This window comes from Salibacterium qingdaonense (assembly GCF_900114715.1).
Classification (GTDB): domain Bacteria; phylum Bacillota; class Bacilli; order Bacillales; family Marinococcaceae; genus Salibacterium; species Salibacterium qingdaonense.
On sequence record NZ_FOTY01000009.1, the window covers coordinates 91360 to 97359 of the forward strand.

Annotated in this window: 6 protein-coding genes and 2 pseudogenes; 5 read left to right on the top strand and 3 right to left on the bottom strand. The window is 47.5% G+C overall.

All coding sequences use genetic code 11. The features are described from left to right. Positions 1–203: 203 nt before the first annotated feature. Positions 204–362: pseudogene (locus BM058_RS18605) on the bottom strand (TetR/AcrR family transcriptional regulator); the annotation flags it as partial. 165 nt (positions 363–527) lie between these two features. Here BM058_RS18605 and BM058_RS09320 point away from each other — a divergent pair. From BM058_RS09320 to dapF, 3 genes are all read left to right on the top strand, one after another. Continuing rightward, positions 528–764 carry a YuzB family protein gene (locus BM058_RS09320; protein WP_090926764.1) on the top strand — a complete coding sequence of 79 codons (237 nt, stop codon included), beginning with the start codon at positions 528–530 and terminating at the stop codon, positions 762–764. 82 nt (positions 765–846) lie between these two features. Beyond that, entirely contained in the window at positions 847–1086 is a 240-nt protein-coding gene (locus BM058_RS09325) for a hypothetical protein (RefSeq protein WP_090926765.1), read from the top strand. Positions 1087–1099: 13 nt separating this feature from the next. Beyond that, positions 1100–1963 carry a diaminopimelate epimerase gene (gene dapF / locus BM058_RS09330; RefSeq protein ID WP_090926766.1) on the top strand — a complete coding sequence of 288 codons (864 nt, stop codon included), beginning with the start codon at positions 1100–1102 and terminating at the stop codon, positions 1961–1963. A gap of 1082 nt (positions 1964–3045) precedes the next feature. On the opposite strand, the gene mqnE (BM058_RS09335) is transcribed toward dapF, so the two are convergent. Together mqnE (BM058_RS09335) and mqnE (BM058_RS09340) are read right to left on the bottom strand one after the other, a co-directional pair. Next, on the bottom strand, positions 3046–4143 hold the full coding sequence (mqnE, locus tag BM058_RS09335; protein WP_090926767.1) for an aminofutalosine synthase MqnE: 1098 nt from the start codon (positions 4141–4143) through the stop codon (positions 3046–3048). Between the two features lie 27 nt (positions 4144–4170). After that, positions 4171–5289 (bottom strand): aminofutalosine synthase MqnE, encoded by a 1119-nt coding sequence (gene mqnE, locus BM058_RS09340; RefSeq protein ID WP_090926768.1) that lies wholly within the window; start codon positions 5287–5289, stop codon positions 4171–4173. Between the two features lie 166 nt (positions 5290–5455). Here mqnE (BM058_RS09340) and BM058_RS18230 point away from each other — a divergent pair, with 166 nt between their 5' ends. Together BM058_RS18230 and BM058_RS09350 are read left to right on the top strand one after the other, a co-directional pair. Then, positions 5456–5707, top strand: a complete 252-nt coding sequence (locus BM058_RS18230; RefSeq protein WP_090926769.1) for an aspartyl-phosphate phosphatase Spo0E family protein — start codon at positions 5456–5458, stop codon at positions 5705–5707. 79 nt (positions 5708–5786) lie between these two features. Next, positions 5787–6000 (top strand): annotated as a pseudogene (locus BM058_RS09350) (ISLre2-like element ISAot1 family transposase); the annotation flags it as partial.

The window sequence follows — 6000 nt, forward strand, 5'->3', positions numbered from 1 at the left end:
TTTTTCAGAACATAAGAATCTGTTTCCAGAAGGTTCATCCAGGCGCGCCTGGTTAATTCTCTGTTCCTTTCATATTCGCCGAGAAAAAAGCTGAAGTAAGCTCGCAGCTTCGGAAGAAAGGGAAGTTTCCACAAGCGGTATGTATCTATGTGTTCATCCAACTGCAACAGGCGGTCCTCCGCAAGGGTCTGCATAATCGACTGTTTGGTGGGAAAGTGATTAAAAAAAGTTCCCTTGCCGACTTGAGCAGCTTCGGTTATTTCTTGTACAGTGGTATTGTCGAATCCATGATTTCGAAAGAGACCGGCTGCTGCATCAAGTATTTTCTGGCGTGTCTGTTGTTTTTTTTCTGTACGTTTCAAGGAGAATCAACTCCGCGCTGAAGTAAAAATGACCCTGGTCACTTTGATTATAACGACTATAATAAAAGAATACAATGCGCAATTATTTCACTCAAGCATACAGGTTGACGAATCGAAGCTGCAGAGATAGGATGAACAAGAGTATCATAAAGAGGGTGAATACCAATGCTGCCAATTATAGAATTCTGCATGAGCAACCTGGCCAGCGGCGCCCACGATGCCATGGAGGAACTGGAAAAAGATCCAAGCCTCGATATCATTGAGTACGACTGCCTCGGTAATTGCTCGCAGTGTGCAATGTCCATGTACGCACTCGTAAACGGTGAGGTTGTTCAAGGGGAAGACGCAGATCAGCTTGTAAGCAATGTTTATCAACATCTGGAAGACAATCCGATGTTTTAATAAGAACGGGGCTGCTTCTTACAGACCAACGGCTGTTTGGAAGCAGCCCTGTTTGTACCACAACGACGATGGGAGGAGCCGGATGAAACCAATTCCATTTGAACAATCATGGCCGTATGAAAAGCAGGGAGAAGACATTTATATTGAAGAGTGTCCCTTCTGCGGCAGCACGAGCGTTTTAACACATATGAAGGAAAAACACCTGCAGCAGGCAAAAGAACGCGTGAAAACAAGGCTCGTTATGCCCTGCTGCCACGGCCGGATGATGATCATTGAAGCGGATGATGATTATTTCTGGACGACAGAAAAGCTGCGGCAGTGAGGAGAGACAGAGAATGAAGTTTACGAAAATGCATGGGCTCGGCAACAGTTATATATACGTCGATGGGTTTGAAGAAGTACTGGACGAAGACGGACTTTCGGTGTTGGCACAGGAGGTTTCGGATAAAAACACTGGTATCGGTTCCGATGGTCTGATCCTCATTGGTCCCTCCGATACAGCAGATATAAAAATGAGAGTCTTTAATGCAGATGGCTCCGAGGCCAAAAACTGCGGCAACGGAATAAGGTGTGCCGTGAAGCTCGCTTATGAAAACGGCCGGGTAAATTCTCCTCGTATTCAAGTGGAAACATTGGGCGGCATCATGAAAGCTGTTCTGGATGACGGGGACACAGGCGGAAAAAAGACGGATGTCACAGTGGATATGGGGGAGCCGCATCTCCGAAAACAGGACGTGCCAATGGTATTGGCCGGGGATTCTGCTTCTCAGACTGTGGAGGAGCCATTTGAATTTAACGGCCGAAGGCTTTTACTCACCACTTTGTCGATGGGAAATCCCCATGCTGTATTATTTGAGAAAAATCTGGAGACGGCACCGGTTGCCGAAATAGGACCACTGCTTGAGAACCATTCGATGTTTCCAGATAGAGCCAATATTGAATTTGTAGAAATGGTAAACCCAGGCGAAATGAACTTCCGGGTGTGGGAAAGAGGATCAGGAATAACTCAGGCCTGCGGAACAGGAGCCTGTGCTGCTGTGGCAGCCGCCTGTCTGACCGGGAGAAGCAGACAGGGAGAGGAAGTACTTGTTCATTTGGAAGGAGGAGACCTGCGGATTACCTGGGATCATGACGGACGCGTCTGGATGAAAGGGCCCGCTGAAACGATTTGTCACGGTACTTATATCCGTTCGTTGTAGGAAACCGGGTGGTAATAGAGGCAGAGATACTCAGGCGGGGCTTGAGTATCTTTTTTGAGATGAACTGGAAGTGAACACTAACGGACTGATTTACAGCGATAGTGTACGGTGGAACGGTATTTACGGACACTGTGGCGCCGACGGCAGTGCTGTAGTGTCCACTAAACGCTGATGAGTGGACACTAATTCTTCGTCAGCCTCTGACAGTATCCATGCGAAACAGCTTTCCATTAAAAGAGTCTGGGACAAAAGTAAAATAGGCGGGGGAAAACACAATGTCTTGCGGCGTTGTTCAACAGTCGTATAGCAGGAGTACGGGTACTCAGAAGGATGTGCGGTCAGGTCGGCGTCCGAATGTGATGTACTTCCACAGGATAATGACGTTTGCCGGGGAACGAGACTCTCTAAAGTGCCTTATGAACCATTCATGACGACGTTTAAGGGGACACCGGACATTCTAAAGTGCCTCAGGCGATGTCCCCAGCGACGTTTGCAGGAGCGCTGTCCCCCCTAAAGTGCCTTGGGGACCATTCATCCCTTTTTTCACGCAGGGATGCGGGCTCTTTGCTGCGTCGGCCCGTTCATTTTCCCGTTGAATGCAGCCTCGATCCTTTCATGGTGACGTTTATGGTGGCGTGACCCCCTCTAAAGTGCTTTATGAACCATTCATAATGACGTTTAAGGGGGCACTGGATACTATAAAGTGCCTCAGGCGTCATGCCGAACGACGTTTACGGGGGCTCTCAACCCCCTAAAGTGCCTTAGAACCCATTTTCAACGAACGTCCGTCCCCCCAACCTGAACGCAACAAGCAGCTGATCCGACAGCACCGCGGCCGCAAACCGTATTCAGGCATAGAAGACACGATGAGCGCAGCGAATCGATGTCGCCCTTGTGCTCTGGAGTGCATAGAAGACACGATGAGCGCCAGCGAATCGATGCCGCCCTTGTGCTCTGAAGTAAAAGCGAAGAATGTTAGCGCAGTGGTTTGTCTCAACAACGAAAAATGCCGGGCGATTAAAAAAATCGCGCGGCATTTTTTCAGCTTATAAAAGGCTTTGTCGCATCCTCATTTCCGGTTGTTAGTATGTCTTAATGCGGTTATAGAAAGTGTCCCGCTCTACCGGTTGTTTGTTGGCGGCTTTGATGAGGTGAATCAGTTCTTTTCTTGTCAGTCCCTGGGACGTTAATGCACCGACAGAATGAGAAATCCGCTCTTCAATCAACGTACCGTGAATGTCGTCGGAACCGAACGTGAGCGCCATCTGGGTAAGCTGCGCGCCGATATTAATCCAGTACGCTTTAACGTGATCGAAGTTATCAAGCATCAGACGTGAAATAGCAATGGTGCGCATATCATCATATGGAGATGTACGCTGGTGCCATCCGGCATTCAATTTACGCGGCTGCATGGCAAGCGGAATAAAAACCATGAAGCCGTTCGTTTTGTCCTGCAGCTGACGCAGACGATCCATATGAATGAGCCGTTCTTCAAATGTATCAATGGAACCGTAAAGCATCGTAGCATGGGTTTTCATGCCGAGATTATGGGCTGTTTCATGTGCTTCGAGCCATTCATAGGTGGAAGCTTTTTCCGGGCTCATTTTGGCGCGGTAACGCTCAGTAAGTATTTCAGCCCCGCCGCCTGGGAGTGTGTCCAGTCCTGCATTCATCAATTCCTGCAGAACTTCTCTCATGGAAAGGCCGGAGATACGGGCGAAAAACTCAATTTCCGCAGCGGTATATGCTTTTACAGCGGCCTGTGGATAATGTTTTTTCAACGTGCGGATAGTATTCAGATAATATTCAAAACCGACTTCTACGTTGTGGCCGCCGACAATGTGAAATTCCTGGATATTGTCATTCCAGCGTTTTTCCACGTATTCAAGCAGTTCTTCTTCATGCATCGTATAGGCGCCTTCCTGCCCCGGTTTACGTTTAAACCCGCAGAATCCGCAGTTGGCTTCACAGACGTTTGTCGGGTTGATATACATGTTCTCGATGAAGTAGACGTTGTCCCCGCTTTTTTGTTTATTAACCTGGTCGGCGAGCTGGCCGATTGTAAGTAGATCCGTTGTATCATACAGGTAAAGGCCGTCCTCGATGGATAACCTTTCTCCGGTCTGGACTTTAGCGGCGATTTCTTCCATACGGGTGTCTTTCGATAAGGTGACTGCCATTTTATCCTTCCTTTCCAGGTGGACGGTTTAATAAGTTTGCAGAATGCGATAAAGCGTGTCCCGCTCGGCAGGGATGTTCCCGGATTCTTTAATCATATCAATGAACCACTGTTTCGGCACCATATGTGATGACTGGTTTCCTGCAGCATGAACAATCTGTTCTTCCATCACTGTTCCGTCAAGGTCATCGACACCAAACTGCAGAGAAATTTGTGCCAGTTTCTTCCCAATCAGCATCCAGAAGGCACGGATATGCGGGAAATTATCGAGCATCAGCCGCGCAACGGCAAGTATTTTCAGATCATACCATCCGGTGGACGTCTGATGAATATTGAATTCCCCCGCAAGCGTCGTGTTCTCCGGCTGAAACGCAAAACCGAAAAAAGCATGGAATCCATTCGTTTCATCCTGCAAAGCCCGCAGCCGGAGGAAATGGTCCACAACATGTTCAGGTTTCTCGATATGGCCGTAAAGAATGGAAGCATTGGACGGCATCCCCAACTGATGGGCGGTTCTGTGGATATGAAACCAATGTCCGGCATCGGTCTTATGCCCTGATATAATGCCCCTGATTTCAGGGTCGAAAATCTCCGCCCCGCCTCCAAGTATAGAACCGAGTCCAGCCGCCTGCAACCGCTGGAGCACTTCCTCTTCAGGTATCCGGGATACTTTGGCGAGGTAATGAATCTCTACAGCAGTGAAAGCTTGAATGTGAATGCCGGGGTTATGTTTTTTAGCCAGTGCCAGCATATCTTCGTAATAGGAAAATGGGAGCCTGGGGTTCACCCCTCCCACAATGTGGAGTTCGGTGAATCCTTTTCCCCGCAGATCCATGAATTTCTCTTCCAGCTGTTTTAAACTAAGGGAATAGGAGGAACTGTTTTCTGGTTTAACGCCAAAGGCACAAAGCTTGCAGTCAAGATAACAGACATTCGTGTAGTTCAAATGGGTGTTTTGGATAAAATACACATGATTTTCATTCCATTTTCTGCGTACACTGTCGGCCAGGGAGCCAATGTTCAGAAGGTCGGGGGACGTCATGAGAAACATACCGTCTTCAAAACTCAAACGTTTACCAGCATGGACTTTTTCTGCAACATCCTGTATCTGATCCGGTATCAGCTTTATGTGAGCCGCCTCCTTCACCCTTATATTTCCTATATTATACTACTGGTTGTAATAAAATTAAAGACGATGGAAGAAATACACATCAAATTTTGAGCAAAAACAATTGTTTTTTTATGGAAAAAAAGGTAGAATAGAAGTAATCACCGTTTTAAGAAGGGGAACCTTTGAAAAGGGAGGTAGTGTGATGGGGAATAGGTATGGTTACTATGATTATCAAAAAGAGCATCTGGAACTTCTACGCATGAAAATGATGGAAGCGGCCCGGACACACGGCTTTCATCATCCATTGGTGCTTTACTACAGTCATGAAGTTGACCAGGAACACAACCGTATGCTCGGCCTTCAGTATCATGAAAAGAGGTTCCCTTCAACGATTTATCCAACTCGCAGACATTGGCGTATGTGTAAAATAGTTCTCGGTAGTTGCGAGAGCTGATCGGTGGCAAAAAAAGAGAAGGTCCTCTATCATCAATGTATGCCTAGCGAGCAAATACAGAGTGAAAAGAGGCCTTCTCATGAAACCCATTATAGCAGAAATGCACGAGATATTGAAAGAAACACCGGATGTTTTGGATATGGAAGAAAAGCTGCAGCAGCTGATGTTCCGTTGGTTCAGTGATTTGGTGGGAGAAGCTCTCACCCTGCTGGATAACCCGGTGAGAGAAGCGAAAAAGGACGAAGGATGGGACGTTGAAACGCGGGATGCGAGAACCGTCCAGTTTTTATTCG

Bases quoted from the DNA above. Each gene is read 5' to 3' on its own strand.
- BM058_RS09325 (WP_090926765.1), top strand. From the start codon at position 847: ATGAAACCAATTCCATTTGAACAATCATGGCCGTATGAAAAGCAGGGA.
- mqnE (WP_090926767.1), bottom strand. From the start codon at position 4,143: ATGGCAGTCACCTTATCGAAAGACACCCGTATGGAAGAAATCGCCGCT.
- BM058_RS18230 (WP_090926769.1), top strand. From the start codon at position 5,456: ATGGGGAATAGGTATGGTTACTATGATTATCAAAAAGAGCATCTGGAA.
- BM058_RS09320 (WP_090926764.1), top strand. From the start codon at position 528: ATGCTGCCAATTATAGAATTCTGCATGAGCAACCTGGCCAGCGGCGCC.
- dapF (WP_090926766.1), top strand. From the start codon at position 1,100: ATGAAGTTTACGAAAATGCATGGGCTCGGCAACAGTTATATATACGTC.